This is a genomic window from Pedobacter miscanthi (assembly GCF_003315595.1).
Classification (GTDB): Bacteria; Bacteroidota; Bacteroidia; order Sphingobacteriales; family Sphingobacteriaceae; genus Pedobacter; species Pedobacter miscanthi.
In genome coordinates, this window is the sequence record NZ_QNQU01000004.1 from 14,238 (window position 1) to 40,229 (window position 25,992).

Genomic DNA, 25,992 nt, shown 5'->3' on the forward strand with positions numbered 1-25,992 from the left:
AACTAAAATAAAGGAAATTATCTATTATTGATCTCGTATATTTGCCTAATGCGTAACTGGTTACGCAATTTATTTGTTCAACAATTAAATAAATCATATAATGGACGCAAATCAGCATATCTACATCATAGGTAATGGTGTAATTGCAAAAGGATTGGCTGTTGCACTTGCCTTAAATGGGAAAAAGGTAACCATTATCCGTGGAAGTGTGGATGGTGAAGATGATGATCAGGAAAACATTAACGTAAGCTCTGGAGATCAGGATGTTAGTGCAGCGATAACCATCAGTACTTTTGCCAATCATTCAACACTTAATGGGCTGATCCTGCTGGCCAATAAATCTTTCGGAAACGAAAAATTAGCCGAAAGCCTGATGCGCTATGGTAAAGACTTGCCAATAGTTTTCCTCCAAAACGGACTTGGCATAGAAGATGCTTTTATCAGCAAGGGTTTTACCCAACTGTACAGATGTGTGCTCATGACGACCAGTCAGGCGCTGGAGAACAAAAAAGATGTACGCTTAAAAGTAGTTGGGCCATCGCCTGTAGGAACGATAAAAGGTTCAAACGAAGAACTTAAGCAGATCATCGCGCAAATTAATACCGATCTTTTTCCCTTTAGAAGCGAAGAAAACATCCAACCTTTTGTATGGAAAAAGGTAATTACCAATTGTGTTTTCAATTCCATCTGTCCGTTGCTCGAAATAGATAATGGTGTTTTTCACCGGAATGAAGCAGCACTCGCTTTGGGTAAAAAAGTAATAACCGAATGTATTGCTGTTGCCAATGCAAACGGCATTGCGCTAACTGTTGATGAGCTGGTTCAAAATGTGTTTAACATCAGTAAAGCATCCGATGGACAAAAAATATCGACCTATCAGGATATACTCAACAAACGCGAAACAGAAATTGAAACCTTAAATTTTGCCATATCGAAGCTAGGTAACCTTTCTGGGCAGGATTTGTCTTTTACTTTAATGCTCGGCGAAATAACGAAGCTTAAATCTGAGCTTTTTAGGGAATAAGGCTAATTATTTGGCTAATCATATAACAGTGCCTGGAAATATTATAACTCATTTGCAAAATACGACCAGATTAAGAAATTGCCAAAGTATAGCACAAAAGAAGCTTATTATGAATTCGATATTTGATTAGAATTTTCAGTAGCGTGAGCTCTCCGTGTCGTCATTTCGAGCGGAGTGCAACGCAGTCGAGAAATCTATCTCAAGATAGATCTCTCCATTCCACTACGTTCCAGTCGAGATGACGCCACTTTTTATGAAGCTATTTAATTGGTAAAGGGATGCAATGTAGTAAAGATGATAACACCCTTTATTAAACTTTATTTTGGGTCAATATTTTAAAATTTTGACCCAGATCATAAAATTTATCAGATTTTTTGAACCAAAATTAAAATAAGTCTTAAAATGCCTATGACATAACCATGACGCTAGGTCTTGGTTTTTTTTACATCTGGAACTTATTCAAAATTTTTAATAACTGTAAAGTTAATACTACTGTAATTACATCTATACGTTAAAGTAAGCCTTTGGTAACAAAATTTTATTCTTGATTTTATACTAAAATGGTTAATATTGAGTAGATAAATCGTTTTATCCATAACCAAATATAATGAAGAGCCTAGGTACATTTAATCCCTTTTGTGCACTGTATAACTATATAGTTTACATTGATGTATGTTTATCCTTTTCTAAAGATGTAATTCCCGGTTACATTACCGTCTATTATCCAAAGCCTTCTGATTAATTTAATGATGATTACCGTCAATTATTGATGTTCTGAATAATTGATAAAACGTTTTACCCGATTAGGGTGAATGATAGATAATTAACTAAACATTAACTAAAGCTAAACTAAATGAAAATCAATCTACTCAAGATTTCAGGGCTTTCTGTGCTTTTTCTGCTCAACAGTCCTGCATTTTCAATGAATCCGGTTACAGCAAAATCAAGTGGATTTTCTGAGCCTGAAGCGCCTTTCGGGCATATTCAGAGCCGAAAAGTGATCACGGGAACCGTATTGGATGAAAAAAATATGCCTATCCCCGGTGTTGGCATAAAAAACATCACCTCGGGTAAAACGGCGGTAACAGATGAGTCCGGTAAATTTAGTATCGAAGCCAATCCAAAAGATGTACTGCGCTTTTCTTATGTAGGTTACGAGAACAAGGATGTTACCGTAGGAGAACAGAGCAGCCTAAGTATTAAACTGGCGGTGGCAGAGGCCAGTAAACTGGATGATGTGGTGGTAATTGGTTACGGTACGGTGAAAAAGAGCGATCTTACCGGTTCGGTAGGTGTGGTAAAGGCCAGCGAACTACAGGAACGTCCGGCACCATCATTAAACCAGGCTTTGGCCGGTCGTATTTCGGGTGTACAGGTAAATACCAACTCGGGTAGGCCAGGCGGACAAACAAACATTAAAATCAGGGGTTTTAGTTCCATTAATACCAGTAACAACCCGCTTTATGTGGTAGATGGAGTGGCTTTACCGGTAACTACCCAAACACAGAACAGTAACGCCATTGATTTTATCAACCCAAGCGATATTGCATCGGTAGAGGTATTAAAAGATGCATCGTCTACTGCAATTTATGGTGCAAGGGGTGCCAACGGTGTAATTTTAATCACCACCAAAAAAGGAACAGCCAATTCGCAGCGCATTACCTACGATGCTGATTTTGGTATCAACACTTTGGGGCCGCACCATGTTAAAATGCTCGATGCCTATGAATATGTAAAAGTTCAGGATCTGGCTTACGAAAACATCAAGGTGTACGATCCGGCAGGCTGGGCAGCAGGTAACTATGCTTCTACGCCGGTTCCAAAGGCAGCAAGGATAGCATTACCGCAGTTTTTTGATAGTAGTGGAAACCCGCTTTATAACACCGATTGGTTAAAAGAATCAACCCAGAACAAACTTTCGCAAAACCACCAGCTGGGTTTTACAGGCGGTAATGAGAACAATACCTATGGCGTTTTTGTAGGCTACCGCGATGATGAAGGTCTTTTATTAAATTCTTATTTAAAACGTTATTCCGGCAGGTTTAATTTCGAAAGTAAAATTAAAACCTGGTTAAAAGTTGGTGGTAATTTAAGCTATAACAATCAGGACGAAAATATTGTAGATCAGGGAACTGGCGGATTAAACTCGGTGCGTATGATTACCGAAGCATTCCCTTTCCTTCCGATAAAACTGGCCGATGGCAAATGGGGCGATAATAAACTGATCCCTTGGGCTGAGGGTGGCTCTAACCCGGTGCACATTTTAACCGATCAGCGTTATAATATGATTACGCAAACTTCGCTGGGAAGTGTTTACTCGACCATCAGTTTTTCTAAAGATCTCGAATTCCGTACCCAGTTGGGGGCCAATATTGTTAGCCGTAACATTAATGAGTACAATGCGAAACAATTATATGGTATTTCAGACGGACAGAACGGAACGGCGAACGTAACCAACGACAGGGAAACTTTCTGGTCGTTAGAGAATTACTTAACCTACAACAAACGTTTTGCCGAATCGCACGCTATCAATGCTTTATTGGGTATTTCGTGGCAGGCTACTAATTTCTTCAGCAACACCAGTCATGCAGAAAATTTTGTAACCGATTTTTATGGCAACAATAATATGGGTTCGGGCAGTAAATCCATCACAGTGGGTTCGAGCCGTAACCGATCGGCCTTTAACTCTTATTTTGGAAGGTTAAACTATGCCTTTAAAGATAAATACCTGGTTACTTTTACCGGTAGGGTAGATGGATCGTCGAAGTTTGGAGAGAACCATAAATTTGCCTTTTTCCCTTCTGCCGCCCTGGCCTGGAAAGCTTCAGACGAAGATTTTCTTAAAGGAAACAAAACCATTTCTAACTTAAAGCTGAGAACCAGTTATGGTTTAAGTGGTAACTCCGAGTTGCCTGCTTATCAATCGCTGGCTACTTTGGTTAACAATTCGGCCATTATTAACGATACCAGGGTAACCGGTATCGGTATCGGCAGGTTGGCCAATCCGGATCTGGTTTGGGAAAAAACTGCTCAGGTTGATGCCGGTTTAGAACTGGGTTTATTTAATAACCGCATCAATTTAGAAGCCGATTTGTATTACAGAAAAACAACAGATATGTTGCTGGATGCACCGGTACCACGCACTTCTGGTTTCTCGGTAATCAGGAAAAATGTTGGTTCGATGCAGAACAAAGGTTTAGATTTAGGTATCAACACCGTGAATATTCAAACCGATGATTTTACCTGGAAAACAGCTTTTAATATCTCACTTAACCGCAATAAAGTACTTTCATTGGCCACACCGGATGATATTTTTGGTGTAGGTAATCCCAATTTCACCAACCAAACCGGTATTATCAGGGTTGGCGAGCCGGTAGGTTCGTTCTGGGGATTGGTACGTTTAGGTACATGGAGTGAGGCCGAAAGGGCAGAGGCTGCAAAATATGTGAGTTACCGTGGTGGTAAACCCCTGCTTCCGGGCGATATTAAATACCTGGATGTAAACGGCGACCATGCCATTACCGATGCCGACCGTCAGATTATCGGTAACGGATCGCCAAAAGGATGGGGATCGTTCTCTAACTCTTTCCGTTACAAAAATTTCGATTTTATTGTTGAACTTCAATATTCTTATGGCAATGATGTACTCAACATGACCCACCACTCTGGTGAAGACAGACAGGTACAGGCCAATAGTTTTGCAAGTGTATTAGATGCATGGACGCCTCAAAACCAGAACACACCGATTGCCGCCATCAGGGATCAGGCTGCCGGTTATGTTACCAACGTAGATACACACTGGCTCGAAGATGGTTCTTTCATTCGCGGTAAAAACCTCTTGCTTGGTTATACCTTTAACAAAACGCTGGTAGAAAAACTGCGTTTAAACAGGTTACGTGTATATGCATCTGTTCAGAATTTCTTCCTGGCTACCAAATATACCGGTAACGATCCGGAGGTAACCACTTATGGGAATGTATTTGCGCAGGGACAAACATTTTTCGATTATCCAAAACCGACAACTTTCATGGTGGGCTTAAACATCGGATTATAATATTAACTAAAGAAAGGATATTAAAATGAAAATAAATATAAAAAATATCGCTGCACTGTTATTGCTTGGTGGTGCTGTTATCGGTAATTCGGGATGTAAGAAATTTTTGGATGAAACCGATCCGACCAATCTTTCGCCCAACAGTTTTTATACCCTGCCCGAACATGCTGAGGCAGGTATTGCCGCGGTTTATTCTGAAATCAGGTTTATAGGCGGTGGCGCCGGGATTTTCTCCAATAACTGGCAAATGCTCGATGCCCCAACAGGTATCCAGACGACAGAAACGGCGCAGAATTCAGATCTGAACAACTTATATTCACTGATTTACGATGGATCAAACCTGCATGTTAATCAGAACTGGAATGGTTTTTACAAAGTAATTGCCCAAACCAATCTGGTATTGGATAAAGTGCCGGGCATTAACCCGATGGATGCTGCACAGAAAAAAAGGATTTTAGGCGAAGCTTCTTTCATCAGGGCATGGGCCTATTTCTACCTTGTTCGTTTATGGGGCGATGTGCCGTTAATTACCAAACCGATTACAAGTCCTAATGATCCTAATTTTTCACCGGCAAGAACACCCCAGGAGCAGGTTTACAAGCAGATTGTTGACGATCTTGTTTCGGCAGAAGCTGCAGGTTTACCTTATATGGATGCCAGCGGACGGGTTTCTACGGCGGCCATTAAATCAGAACTGGCAAAAGTGTATTTAACAATGGCCGGTCAGCCTTTAAACAAAGGTGCCGCTTATTACAGGTTAGCTGCCGATAAAGCAAAAGAAGTGGTTGATTATGCCAGTGCAAACACCGGTAGTTTAGGCTTGTATACTACTTATGCAGCTATACGCGATGCCAAAAACGATAACAAGTTAGAGCACCTTTTCGGGATTCAGTATAATGATGCTGCCGGAGCAGGTAATCCTCTTCAATCTTCTTATCTGCCTTTGCACCAGCCATTGGTTTCTAAAATCGACGGAATTGGTACTTCTATTCCAACCCAGGATTTTTATGCTTCTTATGAAGCCGGCGATTTAAGGGCTAAAAACAGGGATGGCTATTTCTTTACCGATTATTATACTGATGGATTTAAATTGCCTTTAATCAATCGTGGCAAGCCTTATATTTTTAAACACTTTGATGTAATTGCAAACGGTACATTAGGTGTGGAAGGTACCAGCAGAAGTGATTTAAACATTCCACAGATTCGTTTTGCCGAAACCCTGTTAATTTATGCTGAGGCGCAAAACCGAGCCGATGGTGCACCAAATGCAGCTGCTTATACCGCTGTAAATGCCATCAGGAAAAGGGCTCAGCTGGCCGAACTTGCCGGTTTAAGCCAAACCCAGTTCGAAGAAGCGGTATGGAGAGAACGCTGGCACGAGCTATGTTACGAGGGTATTACCTGGTTTGATATGGTACGTTTGCGTAAAGTGTATAATGAGAGTACCAATGGTTTCGATAATTTTGTTGGTCACATTAATAAAAGTGTAAACCAGGCTTTGCAAACCAAACATTTGCTGTTCCCTATTCCTACTCCGGAAATCAAGAACAATCCTAATTTAACCCAAAATACGGGTTATTAATAGGTGATTTTTTGTTTTTGCGGTCGTCACCCTGAATTTATTTCAGGGTCTATTTTGCAAGATAGATGCTGATCCGAACTCGGGACAGCATGACAATACATTAAATTGATTTTAATAAAAAACGGGTAGTTGATCAGCTACCCGTTTTTTTGTGTTTTTTGCAGTCGGCACTTCCTCATAAAAAACGTCATCTCGAATGAAGCGCAGCGAAATGCCTGCCCGTACAGGCGGGGAGAGATCTATCTCGAGACAGATTCTTAACTGCCGTGCACTGCGTTCGAAATGACGACGCTTTACAATTTCTCCAGCTCCCCGTTAATAAAGGCCAGTTCTTCGTTACTAATTTCAAAATTCATGGCTGCAGCATTCGATATGGCCTGTTCTGCATTTCTGGCTCCTGCAAGCACAACAGTAATGCCTTCCTGCAAAGTTGTCCAGCGTAAAACCAGTTGCGCCACACTTGCATTTTTTGCTTCGGCAATCGGTGTTATATTTTCTAAAAATATTTTTACTTTTTCAAGATCAAACTGACTGAAATAGCCGTTACGGTGATCGTCGGCCTTTAACTTTTCATTACTGAAATATTTGCCGGATAAAAGCCCTCTTTCCATCGGACTATAAGCAATGATACCGATATTATTTTCTAAAGTATAAGGGATAAGGTCATTTTGGATGCTCCGGTTCAGCATGCTAAATGATACCTGGTTTGAAGCCGGCTGATGTACTTTTGCTGCATTTTCTAAAAGTGTTACGTCTGCGTTAGAAAGTCCTGCGGCGAGTATTTTGCCATCTTTAATTAACTGCGCTGCTGCTTCCATACTTTCTTCGATGGGCGTAGTCGGATCAGGCCAGTGCTGTTGTAATAGATCGATATAATCAGTTCCTAAGCGTTTAAGGCTATCTTCTACTTCCTTAATAATCGATGCCTTGCTTGAGTAGCGGTAAACCGGCACTGCTTTTCCATTGTTTTCTGCATCAAAAAAATGTTCTCCTTTGACATTATTGCTTCCGTCCCAAACCAGGCCAAATTTTGTTAATAACTGTATTTTCGATCTGTCGTAATCCTTAATGGCTTCGCCAATAATTTCCTCACTCAACCCAAAGCCATAAAAAGGTGCTGTATCAATGGTGGTAATCCCGTTATCTATTGATGCTTTAACGGCGTCGATTGAATCTTTTCTTTCATTTCCGCCCCACATGTTGCCACCAATGGCGAAAGCGCCATACGAAATGGCTGATAATTTGAGCGTTGTATTTCCTAATTTTCTATATTCCATGATCTATGTGTTTTTATGAACGCAAAATTTCATAAATCCGTAGTATTATCAAAATAAGTTAAATAGGATTTTGCTATCAGAAAAATGATAGTTTGTTTGCTTGTTTAGGGGTATAAAAGATCCTTCGCTACATCAGGAGATATTGTATTAGCACAATTTCTGTAGGTAACTTATCTAAACTTCCGAATTAATTACATCGTTGTAAATCGACGCTGACGCAGATTTTAGCTTTATTTGGGTTATAGTCTTTTACATCTCGCCCTGGTCGTTTTTATATTAGATTAATAAGTCTAACCGAATAACTATGTTTAAGAGTCAACTGATGCGCTGGTATCCTGGTGCAGTTCAAATTTTTTCTGGCTGATATTATCCTGTTTTCTGAAAGTCTTTTTAACTGATCATTTCGTGCTATATCCCATTTTATTGACGTGGTTTTATTGCGTGAGCTGATTGTACCCTTATCAGTTATGAGAAGGACCAACAATAAACTAACATTAACTATACAATAACTATGAGTAAAATTTACAATCAATGGGGCATGTTGCTTTGCCTCAAGCGCACCTGCACGGGCAAAGCAAAAATTTTGGCCGTCTCGCTACTCGCGCTATTGGGGAGTTTTAGCGCTTTTGCCCAAACCACTATTGTGGGTACCGTTAAAGATAATAAAGGTGTAACCCTTCCGGGGGTTAACGTAAGGGTAAAAAATACGCAGGTTGGAACCCTTACCGATGCTGCGGGAAAATATATCCTTAAAACAGAAAATGCCAATGCAACCCTGGTATTTACCTTTATCGGTTTTACCACCCAGGAAGTTCCTTTAAATGGGCGCAGCACCATTAATATTACTTTAGAAGATGCCTCGCAGGGATTAAATGATGTAGTGGTAATCGGTTATGGTACAGCACAGAAAAAAGATGTAACCGGAGCCGTATCAAGTATTAAAGCTGCACAGCTCGAAAATGAAAATCCAAATAGCGTTACCGACATCCTCAGGGGTAATATACCCGGTTTAAGTGTGGGTTTTAACAACAGCGCCAAAGGTGGCGGCGACCTGCTGGTACGTGGAAAAACTACCCTTACCGGTACTACTTCGCCATTGATCGTTTTGGATGGGGTTATTTATATCGGCCAGTTGTCTGATATCAATCCCAACGATATCGAATCGGTAGATGTATTAAAAGATGCGAGTTCGCTTGCCGTTTATGGTGCCAAGGCAGCTACAGGTGTTGTAGCTATTACCACTAAAAAAGGAAAAAGCGGTGCACCAACCATTAATGTAAATGTAAACTTTGGTATGGCTACTTTAGCCCATGATCAACCTGTATACGATGGTCCCGGTTTTTTAAACTGGCGTGCCGATGTGCAACGCAGTGGTGGTGTTAATCCTCCGTATATTTACAACGATCCCAATAATTTACCAGAAGGGGTAACTTTAACACAATGGCTAAACGGACAAACAACCACTAACCCAACCGATCTGTGGTTAAGTCGCCTGGGCTTATTGGCCAATGAGAAAGCTAATTATCTTGCCGGCAAAACAACCGATTGGTACGACATGCTTTTTGTAACCGGTCAACGCCAGGATCATACTTTAAGCCTTAGCGGAAAAAAAGAAGAAGTTTCTTACTACATGTCGTTAGGTTACCTTAAAAATGAAAGTATAATTGCTGGGGGCGGTTTCAGCACTTTCCGTACCAGGTTAAACCTGGAAGGAAAAGCAGCTAAATTTTTAACCCTGGGCATGAACCTGCAATTTGCCGACCGCGATGAAGGTGCAATTGAAGCGCAGTTTTCACAATTGCCTGATTTATCTCCATATGGCGATTTTTATAATGCCGATGGTTCTTTAAGAAGGATCCCGACTGATGACAACGGTTTAAATGCCCGTAACCCTTTTCTGGATCAAACATATAACTCGAGGCTTCAAAAACAAAGTACACTGTTTGGTAGTATTTATGCCAAGGTACAATTGCCTTTTGGTATTACCTATCAGTCAAATTTCAGCCCTGGTTTAGATCAGTACCGCACCTTTAACCACTTATCTTCAAAAAATCCAAATGTTGCTACTCCCGGTGGTTCGGCATCAAGGGCTCAGGAAACCAGGTATAACTGGCAACTGGATAACCTCTTAAAATGGAACAAAACCATTGCCACCGATCATAACGTGGATGTAACCTTATTGGTTAACAGTGAAAAATACTCTACCTGGTATACCATAGCCAGTAACGAAGGTTTCGCCCCAACAGATGTATTGGGTTATCATAACATACAAAGTGGTAACAAACCAACTGTAAGCAGCGATGATAAAGTATACACTGGCGATGCTTTACTGGCCAGGGTAAATTATTCGTATAAAGGTAGGTATGCCTTAACAGGTTCGATCCGTAGAGATGGTTATTCTGCATTTGGAGCTGCTAAAAAACGTGCCAATTTTCCGGCAGCAGCGGTAGCCTGGACGGTAAGTGAAGAAAGTTTCTTAAAATCGGCTAAATGGATCGACTTTTTAAAGCTCCGCCTTTCTTATGGTATTAATGGTAACCGCGAAATTCGCGATAATAATAACGTGATAGATCCTTATGTGGCATTGCAAACTCTGGATGGGGGCAAATACCAGGCAGTAAACAGTAGTGGTACGCCTATTGAAGTAAATACGGTAGTTAATAGCTCCAGGTTGGCAAATCCAAATTTGGAATGGGAAAAAACGAAATCTTTAAACCTGGGTTTGGATTTTGGATTTTTAAACAACCGCATCAGCGGATCGCTCGAACTATATGATAAGAAAACATCCGACCTTTTAATAAGCCAAACATTACCATCGGCAGGGGGCTATGTAAATGTTAATGCCAATCTCGGTCGTGTAAATAATAAGGGGTTTGAACTGGGGATCACCACTAAAAACTTTACAGGTGGTAACATCACCTGGAGCAGCACGGCAAACTTTTCGCTTAACCGCAATAAAATTGTGGCTTTGGCAACACCGAATGATGACCCGGGAAATGGCTGGTTTATAGGTAAAGATATCGACGTGATCTGGGAATATAAAATTTTAGGCGTGTGGCAGGAAAACGAAGTGGCCGAAGCCAATAAATTTAACAAAGGTATAAAACCAGGTGATTTTAAATTGCTTGATGTGGATGGCAATTATGTTTACAACGATCTGGACAAACAGTTTATCGGCTACCGCAGTCCAAGGTTTAACTGGTCGTTCCGTAACGATTTCAATATCTATAAAAACTTCGATTTTTCATTTCAGTTAATATCAAGCTGGGGGCAGCTCAGAACCGATAACCAGACCAAAAATCAGCCGGGCAGTGTTGGCTTTTTTCGTTCGAGCTCTTATGTGGTGCCTTACTGGACCCCGAGTAACCCAATTAATGATTATGCCCGCTTAAATTCCGGCCTAAGCGGTGTAAGTTTCAACTCTTATCGCAAAAGCTCATTTATCAGGTTAAATACCATTGCCCTTGCTTACAGTCTGCCAAAAGATTTACTGGGCAAATTGAAAATCCAGAATGCAAAAATATATGCCAATGTAAGTAATGCAGGCGTTTATGCGCCAAACTGGAACCAATGGGATCCGCAAACGGCAGATGGCAACGGAAATCCTGTACCAACCCCAAGAGTTTATACTTTCGGACTGAATGTTACCCTTTAAAAAATGACGAAAATGAATATTACATATAAAAAAATAATTCTGTTTGTAGCCCTGGCTGTGCTGTTATCAGCAAATGGATGTAAAAAAGCGGAGCTTGATTCTGAATTATTATCGAAGCTTGAACCACAAACAGCCCTAACAAGCGTTGCTGCCATGAAGGCTGCCATTGCAGGGATTGGAGCCAATGTACGTAAAGAATTTACCGGCGATATGGCACCTATTGTAACCGAATCTATTTTTTCGGAAGTTGCCGTTGATGGAACAACTGATAAAAGTACACAGGCACAGGATATGGATACCCGGGTAACACCAGATGCCAATCTGGATAACCCTGATTTTAACAGAATTGGTTTTTATTGGACAGAAGGCTTTAGGGGCGTAAGGATGGCAAATACCGTTATTACCTATATCGATAACGTAACCTTTAAAGATGAGGCAGAAAAAAATGCAATTTTGGGTGCCGCCTATTTTTACCGTGCATATTATTATTACCGTTTGGTACACCAGTTTGGTGATGTGCCCCTGAATTTAAAAGATATTACTGCGCCTAAACTGGATTATTACTCAACCAGGCGTGATGTAATATTGAAAAAAATGCAGGAAGATCTCCTGTTTGCCGAAAAATGGTTGAAAGATAATGTAGACCGTGGAGATGTAACCAAAGGTGCGTGCAGCCATTTACTTACTAAAGTGAACCTGGCACTTGGCGATTTCGATGCGGCCATTACCTCTGCCAATAATGTAATCAACAGCGGAACCTACAGTTTAATGAGAAACCGTTTCGGCAGTACTGCAGGCGATGCAACCAAAAATGTAATATGGGACCTGCACCGCATGGATAATAAAGCAATTGCTACCAACCGTGAAGCACTGTTTTTAACCATCGATAGGGAAACCTTACAGGGGGCAACCGATCTGGGATCGCAGGTAATGCGTAACTGTGTGCCTGCTTGGCATTTTGCCAATTTAAAAACGCCATCAGGTGCTACCCAGGCCATTGTTGATGGTGTAAATGTAGAAATACCTTTAACCTTGATGTACGGCAGGGGCATTGGCCGTTACCGTGGTACAGCTTATAGCACCAAAAACATCTGGACGGATAATACCGATTACCGTCACGCACCGGGCATGTGGATGAACATGACCGATCTGGTATACAACAACCCGGCACTTAAAACTTCTACCAATGCAACCGAAAAGGCCTTGTATGGTAAACCATTGGTTGATATGACGCCTGCCAATGTAAACAACATGTTTTTAAATAAAGGTTTGGATACCATCCGTCATTTCTTCGGCTGGCCGCACTACAAAACATTTATCAACTCAACCAATGCACTGGCTGTAGATAAATACTGGACGCCACCAAGAGGAACCAATACCGACTGGTACATTTTCCGCCTGGCCGAAACTTACCTTTTAAGGGCAGAAGCCTATTACTGGAAAGGTAATCTGGCGCTGGCCATGGCCGATATCAATCAGGTACGCTCCAGGGCAAATGCCGCATTATTAACCGACGCTTCGGCAATTAATATCGGAACCATATTGGATGAGCGCGCAAGAGAACTTTATTATGAAGAACCACGTAAAACCGAACTTACCCGTATAGCCTACATTTTTGCCATCACCGGAAAGCCTGCTTATAACGGGAAAACCTATAACCTGGCCTCTTTTTCAGACAATAATTTCTTTTACGACAGGATTATCGAGAAAAACGATTTTTACCGCAACAAAGTACCTACAGTAATGGGGGTAAACTTTAAAATTTCTCCATATCATGTGCTGTGGCCTGTTCCGGCAGCGGCCCAGCGTTTTAATACAGAAGGTCGTATTAACCAGAATAAAGGATATAGTGGTTACGAATCAAATGTGCCGGCGCTGGATAAAATTCCATAGCCAATAAACCAATTGTTAGTTGATTAATTCGTTAATGTGCCAGGATAGCAGCCTGCTGTCCTGGTCATTTTCAATTGATAAATACCTCATAAATGAATAACTAAGCTAAATGGTGGGAGTTTCCATCAATATATTGTAACGCCAAATATCTCTCCCTATGGAAAATAAACCTGTTACATTAAAACTGATCGCAAAAGAACTTAAACTATCCATATCAACCGTTTCCAAATCGTTAAAAGATTACCCCCGAATAAAAGAAAGTACCAAACTCCGCGTAAAAGAGCTTGCGGCACAATTAAATTTTACACCCGATATTTCGGCACTTAGACTTAGAGACCGTAAATCGCGGATTATTGGTATTATTTTGCCCGATTTATCCGACCATTTTTTTACCAGGAGTATTTATGGTATGGAGCAGCTGGCTACGGCAAACGGTTATAACATTATCATCAGTCAATCGCATGATAATTTTGAAATGGAAGTTAATGCTGCGGCCACATTACTGGGCTCAAGGGTAGACGGATTAATTGTAGCCATTTCTAAACAGACTTCAGATTTTAACCACCTGGATCAGTTCGAAAAAATCGGGATCCCTGTAGTTTATTATACCCGCAATCCAAGTTTTAACCTCAACTGCCATAAAGTTTTAGGAAATACCCATCAAGGCTGCTACATGGCAACCGAATACCTCATAAAAAGGGGGCACAAAAGGGTGGCTTATCTCGGCGGACCAAAAATGGTTAATTTTAGCCACGATCGCTTTTCGGGTTATATCAATGCGTTAAAAGATAATAACATTGCCTTTAATGCCGAGCATGTGGCCTATACCGATTTTGATGAGGCAAATACGCTCCAGGCCATTAAAAACTTGTTCAGCGATCCCGAAAACGGGCCTACAGCATTGGTTGCCTTTAAAGAAAAACTGCTTTTTGATACCATCAAATTTTTAAGATCCATTGAACACCCCGGTCATAAAAACCTGGAGTGCATCGGCTTTGGTAACGATCCCATTATTGCATACCTGAGTTCGCCTCCCATTGCCTCTATAGAAGAAAATCCCGAATCGCTGGGAGAACAGGCTGTAGATTTATTGGTTAAGCTCATCAGCGGCAATATTAGCACAAAAGATTATAAAAAAGTGATTGTTAACTGCAACTTAAAAATTCATTAAACGGCCAGTTTAGTTGTAATTGAATGTGGTTATGCTGCTTGTGCGATGAATTTGTTGTTATTATTTCAATCGTTGTAACAACAAACTGGCTGCGTTTTTTAGGTTTTCAGATTTGTTAAGTCTGTTTCAATTTACATTTTTATGTAAGTTAGTATATCAGATAACTACTAACTAAAAAGGTAAAAAATTTCTTATCAAAACCTGTAATGAACTATCAAGGATAGGGCATTACACTTCGCAAAAGACACTAACCAAATTAAAATCTAAACTAAATTACAATGAGCCAAAAAATGAATTTGATGCATTTTATTGCATCCCTATTGCTTGTACTTTCCCTAAGTATTTATGGTTGCCAGAAAAAAAATATTGAGGAACCAGTTCCTGAAAACAAGACTGAAGAACCAGCTAACACAAAAGCTACTACAGAAGCTTATCCAAGTAATATCAATACCGGTTTTACACATGCCGACGGATCTTTCTCATATTCTGAAGCCAGTGCCGATTTAGGCGGTGCAACTTTAACAGGCTGGAACGAAAGCAGGGCTTATATTTCAGGTAACTGGGCCAGAGCCACCCTTGCACCAAACTCGGTATCGAATGGTTTAATTGCCGGTGCCGATATCTCCGACGGTTCTGCTTACGAAGCTACCTTTAAAGTACGTTTCCATAGTGAATTTGATTGGAGCAGAGGCGGAAAAGTTGGCTTCGGCTTCCTGATCGGTGAAGGAAATACCGGATGTGATATTGCCAGTGACGGAAATGGCGGAAGCTTGCGTTTAATGTGGTACAACACCGGCAGCCGTGTATTTTTCCAGCCTTATGTATACCACAGGGATATGGCCGGACCATGCGGCGATACTTTCGGAAAATCTTATCCCTCATCGGGCAGTTTGGTTAAAGGCAATACCTATACGGTTCACCTTTATGCAAAAAGCAATACCGGATCGAGCAAAAACGGTTGGGTACAGGTGATCATTAATGGTACAACTGTATTGGATCAATCTATCCGCTGGACAACCAACGATGCACAACGTTTAATTAACAGGTTGTCGTTCCACAACTTTAGGGGCGGTAAGGATGTTGCGGTATGGGGCTCAAGCCAAACCAGCTACATCTATTTTGATGACCTTGTAGTAAACAAGATCAATTAATTATAAAAAGATCTGCTTAAAAATGAATAACCGTCATTTCGACTGGAACGCAGTGGAACGGAGAAATCTATCTCGAGATAGATTTCTCCACTACGGTCGAAATGACGTTATTTTTATTTTGCCGTCACCCTGAATTCATTTTAGGGTCTTTATTGCATGAAAGATGCTGAAATAAATTCAGCATGACGATCGGATTAAACAAGGACATGAAAAAAAAGGTGTTAAATTACTTCCTCACCACCTCTTCCTTAACATCCTTAAAAGCATTCCCCGCAATTGTATTATTAAAAGGTGCAATATTTTGCATTACCGGCGAAGGATATCTTTTCGTATCAAATTTGCCTGTCCAGTCCGCATCTTTACTATCGCCAATTAAGATGCCGGTTGTAGCATTCGAAATCTGATTGTTTTTAATTATACAATCGCTTGCAGCAATATAAAAACCAATTTCTTCCTTTCCTTTAGCCATGCCATACATTAACCTGATGGCCGTTTTTATACCGTCGATTTTATTATTAATGATCTGATGCCCGGTGCCATTAACACGGATTCCGCCTGTACCACCTTTAAAAGTATTATCGGCAATTACGCAATCGTGTCCGCCGCGCATTACCAGTTCGCCATCATTATCTTCGAAATAATTATTCAGGTATTGATTGCCACTGCTTTTATTGCTGATTACTTCATTTTCGGCATTGCAATGGATAAACCTGTTTTTACGGACGGTTGTCTCGGGTTTCTGGTTGCCCAACAATACCGGATCCTGACCAATCTGTACACACTCGCCACCATTGCCATTTGGCCAGCTCACTTTGTTTTTATCCCTGAAAATGTTATTTTCAATCAGCGTAAATTTTGGATAACTATCTTTGCTGATTTTAACCTGCACATCCTGATTATCTATATTGGAAGTGAAATTACAGCCCTCAACCACATTATTACTGCCATTACCGGAGATGATTACCAGCGGCGCAAATTGGGCTTTTGCCTGGTTAGTAGTGAAATTACAGTTCGATACACGGCAGTTATTGCTGGTACTAAGTTCAATCAGTACACCGGTTTTAGTTAGTATGCAATTTTTAAAGTCGATACCTTTAATCAATAGATAATCTCCCGAAAGGTTGAAGATCGGTTTGTTAACATTACCCGAAAAAATGACCATACCCGGTTTTTCTGCACGGATAACAATCGGTTTCGCCGCGGTGCCTTTTGCATTAATGCTTAGCGACCAGTCTGTATAATTTCCGTTTTTGATTTCTACCTCGTCGCCAGGTACTAATAAAGATTGAATGTTTTTAAATTCTTGTTCCGAGCTAATAGGGTAAACTTTAGCAGAAATTTTTTGTGAGAAGATTAAAAAGAATAAAGCGCAGATGGTTAGTTTCTGGATCATTTTTGACTGGGATATTTTATTTAATCAAACATACTAAAGCAAAGGCTCATATTGCGATTAATCAGCCCTTTTTATCATCAATTTTACAGGCTTAAACTGGTTTAAAAGGTGGTTTTTAGACATCAGGTTGCGATTAACCAAAAAAATAAAATCTCCTAAGGGTCTTTTTTAATTTATAAGGCTTATTTTTGCGGCAATTATAGAACCATACAGGCCATTGTTGATGTCTGTAAACCTCGACAATCATTAGAAAACAAAAATATTTATCAATGACAAACGACAAAAAAGAAATATTCGAAAGCGTAGCACAACGTTTAAAAATTGAAGGTTTTAACGTAGTAAACCGTGATGAAACCCGTCCTTGGGGTGGTTTCTTTGTAATAGACGAAGCACAGGCACAACAATTTGCCGATACTTATTTTGACGGATTAAATGTTGAAGACCTTAAAATCGGAGGTAAACTAAGTCCGAAAATTTTAATTGTTGCGCCAAATACACGTCTTTCGTGGCAATATCACCACCGCAGGGCCGAAATATGGCAAGTGGTAACCGGTACTGTTGGTATTAAAACCAGCGAAACCGATGAAGAAGGTGAAGTGAAAAAATATGCACCAAAAGATCAGATTAAATTGCAACAGGGCGAACGCCACCGTTTAATCGGTTTAGAAGACTGGGGCGTTGTTGCAGAAATCTGGCAACATACCGATGCTTCAAACCCATCAGATGAAAGCGATATCGTACGCGTTCAGGACGATTTCGGCAGATAGTAAATACCCAATATATGGAATCCTGTTCCGCAACGGAGCAGGATTCTTTTTATCTAAACGCTTAAACACAAAGTGTTTTTCTCCGCGCTAAAAAACTAAACGCCCTCAAAATCCGTTTATAAAGTATACACATCATACATGGTAATCTTCATTTTTTTTCTTTGTCATTGGTTTTTATCCCTTTTTAGTCAAACCTTTTTCCTTCACCGTTACTCATCGCACAAAATGTTTAAAATGGAGCTTTTTTGGGAACGGTTTTTCTATCTGGTACTGCTGATTTCGCAAGGATCATCATTTTTAAATCCAAGGGCTTATGCCATTCTGCACAGGATGCATCATGCTTACAGCGACACCGAAAAAGACCCGCACTCTCCACATTTTTTTAAGGATGTTTTTGGGATGATGATTGCCACAAAAAACATGTATATGAATTACCTTCAATTTAAAATACAGCCAGAGCCAGCTTTTCAGGGTAATTATCCTGAATGGCCAATTGTAGATAGAATCGGTAATTCATGGGCCTGGAGAATTGCCTGTGGTTTATTTTACATTGGGTTTTATATCGCTTTTGCCAACCACTGGTGGATGTATATTTTATTACCGATCCATTTTTTAATGGGACCTTTACACGGTGCAATCGTAAACTGGTGCGGACACAAATATGGTTACTCGAATCACGATAACGACGACCATAGTAAAAATTCATTACCCTGGGATTTCCTGTTAATGGGGGAACTTTTCCAGAACAACCACCACAAAAAACCGAACAGCCCGAACTTTGCAACCAAATGGTGGGAATTTGACCCAACCTACCCGGTAATGAAGGTTTTACACTGGATGCGCATCATCAAAATCAGGAAAGTTTAGGGTAAACGTTGAAAGGCTAAAGCTTAAAGACCAAAGGTTTCTTGGGCCAACCATGGTTTGTGGCCATGGTTTGTGTCTCCACAAACTATCAAGTTAGCGTTTAACGTATTGTTTTTTACCACAGATGCACTGAAAACACGGATAAATTCCTCGTTCCGTCATTTCTCCCTCCGTAAAGAAATCTATTTATTTCGTACTGTTTTGGGTTCTCTAAACCTGACAGCAGCGAAAATCCTTTTTGATTGCACTAACCATTAATACGCTCTCAATGCTGAGGTACGAAGCATCTGCAGCCATCAAACAGAGGCCTTAATCAGCCCACAACAGCACCACAAAAAGATTGAAGCGGATGGCAGGGCTTTCGTAACCGATAATAACCGGAACCTGCTTTTCAAAAAAACATATTTATTTTTAGCCACGATACACGGTAAACACAAAGTATAAAGCGCTTTGCTATCCCGAGCAGAATCGAAGGACGCTATGGGAGATTGGTGCTATAATAAATCCTTTTTGCTTATCTTACCGTATATATCGCAATTCGTTTTAAAATTAAACCTATCTGATGATCAACTTCCTTAAAATCGTTTTCTCCGCCTTGTTTGTTTTTATGTGTTATAAGGTGATTACTACTTCGCTGGAGAGCAACCTGTTTGAACAATGGGATTTTTTGGGCAGCATACCGTGGATGCGCGCTACACTATGGGATTTTTATGCTAACATCTTCATTATCACACTATGGATGTTTTATAAAGAAAAAAGCATTATTCTTAAAATCTCTATTACCATTTTGTTCGTATGTTTAGGTAGCATAGCAACACTGGCTTATGTTTTAGTGTATTTATTCAAACTAAAAGATGGCGAAGGTGTTAAAGAATTACTGGTTAATAAAAGTTAGTGGTTGATAGACGATGGTCTACTGGCCTTTAAGCCATTAACCATCAACCAAAAAACTATTAACCATTTATGGATTACAAGCATCTACTATTCATCGCCCTCATTTCGCTTATTGCCTGCTGTTTTATTATGGCCATGGTTTGGCTTTGGGCTAAGAAAATTAAAAACGCTGGTGTGGTTGATGTTTTCTGGGCACTGAACTTTCCTGTAATCACCATCATCACTTTCTTTTTGTCGGATGGTTACGAACCCCGTAAAATTTTAATATGTGCGATGTTTTTACTGGCTGAATTGCGACTGGGAATTCACCTTTGGCAGCGTGTTATTGGTCATTTGGATGAAGAAGAAGGCCGGTATGAACAACTCCGTAAAGAATGGGGCGACAAAGCTAGCCGGAATTTCTTTGTGTTTTTTCAGTTTCAGGCCATATCGAATGTAATTCTGGCGGTTCCGTTTTTTATCATTACGGCAAATCAATCGCAGGGAATTTCTATTTTAGAATTTATTGGTGCTGCGGTTTGGGTAATCGCCTTTTTCGGAGAGATGATTGCCGACAGGCAGCTTGCTGCATTTAAAAAAGACCGGAGCAATAAAGGTCAGGTTTGCGATACCGGTTTGTGGCATTATAGCCGTCATCCCAATTACTTTTTCGAGTGGTTAACGTGGATGGGCTATTTCATCTTTGCACTGGCATCACCATGGGGAATTCTGGCCATTATCAGTCCGGCAGTTATTTTATATTTATTAACCAGGGTTACCGGTGTGCCAAATAACGAAGAACAAAACCTGCGGAGCAAACCTGTAGCCTATAAAAAATACCAGGAAACTACAAGTGCCTTTTTCCCGTGGAAGAAGAAGAGGTAAGATGGAAAATGTAAGAGGGATAATGGAGCTAGAAAGTTGCAATCCATCATCCATTTTCCATATAACATCATACATTTTACATCAACCATAATACATTATTCCATTTTACATCTCCATATATGTGGTACGATAAACTTTTAGAAAACGACAAACTCCCCGATGCGGCTTTGCGGATCGGCATCAGAAAATTATGTAAACAACGCTTAGATGATGAAACATTGGGCGATGAAGAATTACAGCAGGAAAAATTTATGGATTTGGTTGCCGAATTAAAGCAATCGCCTATTGCCGTAAATACAGCTGATGCCAATGAGCAGCATTACGAACTGCCTACCGTATTTTTTCAGTACTGTTTGGGCAAAAACTTAAAATACAGCAGTGGTTACTGGAAACCGGGCGTTAAAGATATCGATACTTCTGAAGATGATATGCTGGCTTTAACCTGTAAAAGAGCTGATTTACAGAACGGGCAAAATGTTTTAGAACTGGGCTGTGGCTGGGGCTCGCTTTCTTTGTATATGGCGGCTAAATTTCCGGAAAGTACTTTTACCGTGGTTTCCAATTCTGCTACACAGAAGATTTTTATCGATGAAACGGCACAGCAGCGTGGAATTCAAAATTTAACGGTTTTAACTGCCGATATGAACACTTTTACCATTGCCGATACTTTTGATCGTGTGGTTTCGGTAGAGATGTTTGAGCACATGCGCAACTATAAATTTTTATTGAACAAGGTGGCTTCTTTTATGAAACCTGATGGCAAGCTGTTCGTGCACATATTTACCCATAAAACCCTGGCATACAAATTCGAGGTGATTGATGAAACCGATTGGATGAGCAAATACTTTTTTACCGGAGGCATTATGCCTTCAAACCATTTGTTTTTCTACTTTAATGATGATTTAAAAATCGATAAACACTGGGTAGTAAATGGTACTAATTATGGGAAAACATCCGAAGCCTGGTTAAGCAATATGGATAAACACAAAAAAGAAATTATGCCGATTTTAGAACGTACCTATGGCAAAGATCAGGCCGTAAAATGGTGGGTTTACTGGAGGTTGTTCTATCTATCGTGCGCCGAATTGTTTAATTATAACAAAGGAAACGAGTGGATGGTGTGCCATTATTTGTTCGAAAAGAACAAGTGATGTAGGATGTAACCATGTAAGATGGATGATGGGCATATCGTTGCTTCCATTTTCCATCATACATCATCCATATTACGTTTTCCATTTAACATTATCCATCTTACATCATGCAAACACTCGCCATTATCGGCTCCGGAATAGCAGGCATGGGCTGTGCCCATAAATTGCAGCATAAATACGATATTACCCTTTTCGAAGAGCTCGATTATATCGGTGGTCATACCAATACCATTACGCTCGAAGAAGACGGGCAACCCATTTATCTGGATAGCGGTTTTATGGTTTTTAACTATCAAACCTATCCCAACCTGACCGAAATGTTTGCCGAAATAGATGCGCCGGTAATTAAAACCGATATGTCGTTCAGTGTACAGTTTCTGCCTAAAAAATTAGAATATAGTGGTTCGAGTTTAAACCACCTTTTTGCACAGCGGAAAAACCTGTTTAATATTTCTTACTTAAAAATGTTGATGCAGATTAACCGTTTCAACAAACAGAGTGTAGAAATTTTGGATAAACCCGAATATCAGGATTACTCGATTGGGCAGTTTTTTAAAAAATTTGGTTATAGTAACGATATGCTGTGGCAATACCTCATTCCCATGAGCGCTGCCGTTTGGAGTGCCCCCATGGAACAAATTCTGGATTTCCCGGCCGTTACCCTTATCCGTTTCTTTAAAAATCATGGTTTTTTAGGTTTGGATACCCAGCATCAATGGTATACGCTGCAAAATGGAAGTCAGGCTTACCGCGAGAAACTGATTGCTCCATTCCGCGACAGGATAAAAATCAACAATAAAATTGTTTCCGTAAAGCGATTAGAAAACGGTAAAGTTGAAGTAGAAAATCAAAAAGGTGAGAAATTCGAATTCGATAAAGTAATTATGGCCAGTCATGCCGACCAGACTTTCGAAATCGTAAAAGACAAAACCGCTTTAGAAACCGAATTGCTTTCTAAATTCAAATACCAGTTAAATAAAGCTGTGGTACATACCGACGAAAAGCAGATGCCCGAAACCAGACTGGCCTGGAGCAGCTGGAACTACCGTGTAGAAAAACAGGGCGATAAGTTATTGCCAAGCACCATTTACTGGATGAATAGTTTGCAGGGTGTTTCTAAAAAGCAGAATTATTTTGTTTCCATTAACCCTACGGATACGTTAAATCCGGGAAAGATTATTAAAGAAATCGATTATCATCATCCTTTATTCGATGTTCCGGCCATGCAGGCACAGGAACAATTGTACAGGTTAAATGAAACCGGACCGATATATTATTGCGGCAGTTATTTTAAATACGGTTTCCATGAAGATGCTTATAAAAGTGCGGTAGATTTGTGCTTAAATATGTAAGATGTGAGATGTAAAATGGATGATGGAAGGAGTTAATGTAAAAGGTGAGATGTAAGATGGATGATGGAAGGAGTTAATGTAAAAGGTGAGATGTAAAATGGATAATGGAAGGTTAGCTTTAATAGTTGCTTTTTTCTCCATCATCCATCTTACATTTTTCCATCATCCGTTCTTTTCCCATCAACCCTCTTACATTTTCCGTTTTACATTTTTTCCATTATCCATATTTTTATTATCTTTAATCAAATCATCCTTAGAAATTTTACGGTTTAAACTTTTTAAGATGAACGAAAAAACAATTCATTTGCTAGAAAGAACATTTCGCTTTGGCGTAGATGTTTTAAAGTTTTTAAGCACACTACCTTATAATTTCATTTATAAGGTTCCGATGTTGCAATTAAGCAGGAGTGCAACTTCTATTGGAGCAAATTACGAGGAAGCCCAAGGGGCTGTAAGCAAAAAAGATTTCAGTCATAAAATAGGAATATCATATAGAGAAGCCAGAGAAAGTATTTATTGGTTGCGTACGCTGAACGAATTGTATCAGGATGAAAAATATCAGTTAGATTTTGAAAAATTTAAGGTGGAAGCTGTTGAACTTAAAAAAATATTTACTTCTATTAAGATTTCATCCAGCAAATAATCCGTATGTAATGTTATAATCGAAGTTATTGCATCTGCCATTTTACACCATACATGAAAAGTCCATCATCCATTTTACATTTTACATCTAACATATATACCGCTAAAGTGATGCACCATCGCCTGGCACCCAAAAAACATTCTTTTTGGTACAGGGTGTATATGTTCTACATTGATCTGGATGAGTTGGATCTCCTTACCCAAAAACTTCGCTGGTTTAGCCGGAATAAATTTAACCTTTTCTCCTTTCGTGATGCCGAACACCTGCAATTGCCAAAAGAAAATCCGGATAAAACGAAAAATACGCGCCAGCATCTGGAAGATTATTTAAAAGAAAATGGCGTTGATGGCAGTAATTTTAAAATCAAACTGCTTACCAATCTTAATGTTCTGGGCTATAATTTCAATCCGGTTTCCTTTTATTATTGCTTTAATCAGGAGGGTAATCCTGTTTGTTGTGTGGCCGAAATCAGTAATACCTACCGGGAAATGAAGCTTTTTTTCTTCGGGAAAGATGAACTGCATGGCGATGCCTTTAAAAAAATTACCACCAAATATTTTTATGTTTCTCCATTTATCGATCACGATGATTCTTTCGATTTTAAATTAAAAGTGCCTGGTGATAAACTTGATATCAAAATTGACGACATCGATAAGCATGGGAACAAATTTTTTATCAGTACCTTAATGGGAGAGAAAAAGCCTTTAACCAACAGCAGTTTGCTGCGGTATTTTTTCTCTATACCCTTAATTCCGTTGCAGGTAATGGGCATGATCCATTGGCAGGCCTTTAAACTTTGGATAAAAAAAATACCTTTTCATCCAAAAGCCGAAAACCCTGAGTTGCAACGCAACGTATATAAACCCTATAAACCACAAATAAAATAGATCAGAGATTATGAATACGCTTATCGCTACCAGAACATCAACGGGTTTTTTCGAAAGAGTTGTGCTTAATGCACTTTCTAAAATGACATTGGGAAAATTGGAACTTTCGCTGCCAAGTGGCGAAACGCTGGTTTTTGGTAACGGTGAACATAAAATTGAAGCACATATACAGGTTAACCATCCCGATTTTTTTAAATCTATCGCCCTTTATGGCGATATCGGTTTTGGCGAAGGTTATACTTCGGGCCTTTGGGATACCACAAATATTACCAACGTAATTAAATGGGTAATCCTGAATATCGAAAACGCACCTTCGGTTACCGGTAGTAAGGTGAAATCTATTGCTTTGGGCATTTTTAAATGGGTTAACAAAATTTATCACGTCCGCAGGGCAAACACTTTGGCCGGATCGCAAAAAAACATTTCGGAACATTACGACCTTAATAACGATTTCTTTGCTACTTTCCTGGATAAAACCATGACTTATTCCAGCGGTTATTTTAATCCTGAGGATATAAGTTTGGAAGAATCGCAGTATGCCAAGTATGACCGCCTTGCAAAACAGTTGAAAGTTAAAGCTACTGATCACGTTCTTGAAATCGGGAGCGGCTGGGGTGGAAACGCAATTTTCTTGGCTAAAAATTATGGTTGTAGAGTTACTTCGGTTACCATTTCTAAAGAACAACAGAAACTGGCTATGGAGCGCGTTCGTGAAGAAGGATTAGCCGATAAAGTTTCGGTCATCATTAAGGATTACCGTAAAATTGAAGGTACTTTTGATAAAATTGTTTCCATCGAAATGCTGGAGGCCGTTGGTCATCAGTATTTGGAAACCTATTTCGAAAAATGTCAGGAACTTCTAAAACCCGATGGCATTTTTGCTTTTCAGGTCATTACTTCACCCGATTGCAGGTACGATAAACTGCGTAATGGGGTCGACTGGATACAGAAACATATTTTTCCCGGTTCGCTACTACCTTCCGTAGCCGCCATGAACAAAGCAATAAATGAAACCGGCGATTTAACTTTGGTTGATTTAAAAGATATGGGACTTGATTATGCCCGCACCCTTCATTTATGGTTCATCGAATTCAATAAAAATCTTGATAAGGTAAAAGCATTGGGTTTTGATGACACCTTTATCCGTAAATGGAATTATTACCTGAACTATTGTGAAGCTGCTTTCGCCATGCGGAATATTAATGTAATGCAGATGGTGTATTCCAGACCGAATAATATATCACGATAGGGATGTAAGATGTTTTATGTAAGACGGATGATGGGGAATTTCCATTTTCCATTATCCATCTTCCATTTTACATGTCTCCTTTTACCGATAAAACCACATCATTCACCGAATAAAATAT

The 25,992-nt window shown here is 39.8% G+C and carries 18 protein-coding genes; 16 read left to right on the forward strand and 2 right to left on the reverse strand.

Annotated elements, in window-relative coordinates; translation table 11 throughout:
• Positions 1 to 100 precede the first annotated feature (100 nt).
• The 3 genes from DRW42_RS05460 (at position 101) to DRW42_RS05470 (ending at position 6,660) form a co-directional block, all read left to right on the forward strand.
• Positions 101 to 1,024 (forward strand): ketopantoate reductase family protein, encoded by a 924-nt coding sequence (locus DRW42_RS05460; protein WP_113947827.1) that lies wholly within the window; start codon positions 101 to 103, stop codon positions 1,022 to 1,024.
• Positions 1,025 to 1,877: 853 nt separating this feature from the next.
• The gene (locus tag DRW42_RS05465) at positions 1,878 to 5,078 is read left to right on the forward strand and encodes a SusC/RagA family TonB-linked outer membrane protein (protein ID WP_113947828.1); all 3,201 of its coding nucleotides are present in this window, start codon (positions 1,878 to 1,880) and stop codon (positions 5,076 to 5,078) included.
• A gap of 25 nt (positions 5,079 to 5,103) precedes the next feature.
• Complete coding sequence (locus tag DRW42_RS05470; protein WP_113947829.1) at positions 5,104 to 6,660, forward strand: RagB/SusD family nutrient uptake outer membrane protein; 1,557 nt, start codon at positions 5,104 to 5,106, stop codon at positions 6,658 to 6,660.
• A 293-nt stretch (positions 6,661 to 6,953) separates the two neighbouring features.
• Here the strand turns inward: DRW42_RS05470 and DRW42_RS05475 are convergent, their stop codons facing one another.
• Positions 6,954 to 7,937: an aldo/keto reductase gene (locus DRW42_RS05475; RefSeq protein WP_113947830.1), complete on the reverse strand. Its 984-nt coding sequence runs from the start codon at positions 7,935 to 7,937 to the stop codon at positions 6,954 to 6,956.
• A 511-nt stretch (positions 7,938 to 8,448) separates the two neighbouring features.
• Here DRW42_RS05475 and DRW42_RS05480 point away from each other — a divergent pair.
• The 4 genes from DRW42_RS05480 (at position 8,449) to DRW42_RS05495 (ending at position 15,807) form a co-directional block, all read left to right on the forward strand.
• Positions 8,449 to 11,592, forward strand: coding sequence for a SusC/RagA family TonB-linked outer membrane protein (locus DRW42_RS05480; RefSeq protein WP_244215198.1), 3,144 nt, complete (start codon positions 8,449 to 8,451; stop codon positions 11,590 to 11,592).
• A 12-nt stretch (positions 11,593 to 11,604) separates the two neighbouring features.
• Positions 11,605 to 13,485: a RagB/SusD family nutrient uptake outer membrane protein gene (locus DRW42_RS05485; RefSeq protein WP_244215199.1), complete on the forward strand. Its 1,881-nt coding sequence runs from the start codon at positions 11,605 to 11,607 to the stop codon at positions 13,483 to 13,485.
• Positions 13,486 to 13,642: 157 nt separating this feature from the next.
• Positions 13,643 to 14,656, forward strand: coding sequence for a LacI family DNA-binding transcriptional regulator (locus DRW42_RS05490; RefSeq protein ID WP_113947833.1), 1,014 nt, complete (start codon positions 13,643 to 13,645; stop codon positions 14,654 to 14,656).
• A gap of 278 nt (positions 14,657 to 14,934) precedes the next feature.
• Positions 14,935 to 15,807 (forward strand): polysaccharide lyase, encoded by an 873-nt coding sequence (locus tag DRW42_RS05495; RefSeq protein ID WP_113947834.1) that lies wholly within the window; start codon positions 14,935 to 14,937, stop codon positions 15,805 to 15,807.
• A gap of 226 nt (positions 15,808 to 16,033) precedes the next feature.
• Here the strand turns inward: DRW42_RS05495 and DRW42_RS05500 are convergent, their stop codons facing one another.
• The gene (locus DRW42_RS05500) at positions 16,034 to 17,200 is read right to left on the reverse strand and encodes a chondroitinase-B domain-containing protein (RefSeq protein ID WP_113947835.1); all 1,167 of its coding nucleotides are present in this window, start codon (positions 17,198 to 17,200) and stop codon (positions 16,034 to 16,036) included.
• A 269-nt stretch (positions 17,201 to 17,469) separates the two neighbouring features.
• On the opposite strand from DRW42_RS05500, the gene DRW42_RS05505 reads away from it, so the two are divergent.
• From DRW42_RS05505 to DRW42_RS05545, 9 genes are all read left to right on the forward strand, one after another.
• Positions 17,470 to 17,967, forward strand: coding sequence for a cupin domain-containing protein (locus tag DRW42_RS05505; RefSeq protein WP_113947836.1), 498 nt, complete (start codon positions 17,470 to 17,472; stop codon positions 17,965 to 17,967).
• A 138-nt stretch (positions 17,968 to 18,105) separates the two neighbouring features.
• On the forward strand, positions 18,106 to 18,834 hold the full coding sequence (locus DRW42_RS05510; RefSeq protein ID WP_113947837.1) for an acyl-CoA desaturase: 729 nt from the start codon (positions 18,106 to 18,108) through the stop codon (positions 18,832 to 18,834).
• A gap of 562 nt (positions 18,835 to 19,396) precedes the next feature.
• A complete protein-coding gene (locus DRW42_RS05515; RefSeq protein WP_113947838.1) occupies positions 19,397 to 19,729 on the forward strand; it encodes a DUF1475 family protein in 333 nt (110 codons plus the stop codon).
• 68 nt (positions 19,730 to 19,797) lie between these two features.
• The gene (locus DRW42_RS05520; protein ID WP_113947839.1) at positions 19,798 to 20,592 is read left to right on the forward strand and encodes a DUF1295 domain-containing protein; all 795 of its coding nucleotides are present in this window, start codon (positions 19,798 to 19,800) and stop codon (positions 20,590 to 20,592) included.
• Positions 20,593 to 20,711: 119 nt separating this feature from the next.
• Complete coding sequence (locus tag DRW42_RS05525) at positions 20,712 to 21,743, forward strand: SAM-dependent methyltransferase (RefSeq protein ID WP_113947840.1); 1,032 nt, start codon at positions 20,712 to 20,714, stop codon at positions 21,741 to 21,743.
• A 107-nt stretch (positions 21,744 to 21,850) separates the two neighbouring features.
• Positions 21,851 to 23,095, forward strand: a complete 1,245-nt coding sequence (locus DRW42_RS05530) for an NAD(P)/FAD-dependent oxidoreductase (RefSeq protein WP_113947841.1) — start codon at positions 21,851 to 21,853, stop codon at positions 23,093 to 23,095.
• Between the two features lie 283 nt (positions 23,096 to 23,378).
• Entirely contained in the window at positions 23,379 to 23,738 is a 360-nt protein-coding gene (locus DRW42_RS05535; RefSeq protein ID WP_113948062.1) for a four helix bundle protein, read from the forward strand.
• Positions 23,739 to 23,791: 53 nt separating this feature from the next.
• Positions 23,792 to 24,625, forward strand: a complete 834-nt coding sequence (locus tag DRW42_RS05540; protein ID WP_113947842.1) for a DUF1365 domain-containing protein — start codon at positions 23,792 to 23,794, stop codon at positions 24,623 to 24,625.
• A gap of 10 nt (positions 24,626 to 24,635) precedes the next feature.
• Positions 24,636 to 25,874, forward strand: a complete 1,239-nt coding sequence (locus DRW42_RS05545) for an SAM-dependent methyltransferase (RefSeq protein ID WP_113947843.1) — start codon at positions 24,636 to 24,638, stop codon at positions 25,872 to 25,874.
• The last annotated feature ends 118 nt before the right edge of the window (positions 25,875 to 25,992 follow it).